Annotated in this window: 1 protein-coding gene and 1 pseudogene; both read right to left on the bottom strand. The window is 42.8% G+C overall.

Annotated elements, in window-relative coordinates:
• The coding region (locus ACG9ZL_RS21175; RefSeq protein ID WP_419361893.1) for a hypothetical protein at positions 1-285 on the bottom strand (285 nt) is incomplete at its 3' end.
• A pseudogene (locus ACG9ZL_RS21170) lies at positions 282-479 on the bottom strand (hypothetical protein); the annotation flags it as partial. The pseudogene ACG9ZL_RS21170 and the gene ACG9ZL_RS21175, both read right to left, overlap by 4 nt.

Here is a 479-nt window from a genome sequence, read left to right as displayed (position 1 = left end):
TCCATGACGTTCTGCCTCCAAAATGGCTTCAGGTATATTTTGTTTTAATTCATAGGTCCCTAAATACTCACCTTCACCAAGCGATCTCTGAGCCATTGCATGTTCAGGCGAAACACCTTCAACTTCATAAAATTCAATCTCACCGCGATCTTTATTTGAATCATCTTCGATCAAGAAGTAAGTGACAGTTCTTTGATTAATTACTTTCATAAACCCACCATCTTTGTTTTCCTTTAAAGGCGCTAGAAGCGCTAGAGCGTAATTAGCAGCACTAGCATCCATCATCCTTTCACCTCCGCTGTCCAATCCTCACCACCTGCTAAATCCCAAACAACTGTTCGTGGCGAGATGTGATTACGAATGTCTGTGACGTGGTCTGTGGTGTCATGCTCTGCAATGGCGGTGCGGAGTTCATTAACTGAAACCGTTTTGAACTCAAACTGACCTAAATTTGTTTCTTCGAGCAACTTCCACTCACC

The sequence above is a fragment of the Acinetobacter legionensis genome (assembly GCF_048551735.1).
Classification (GTDB): domain Bacteria; phylum Pseudomonadota; class Gammaproteobacteria; order Pseudomonadales; family Moraxellaceae; genus Acinetobacter.
Note: the sequence above shows the minus strand (reverse complement) of the source record. Positions and strands in the feature narration are given on the sequence as shown.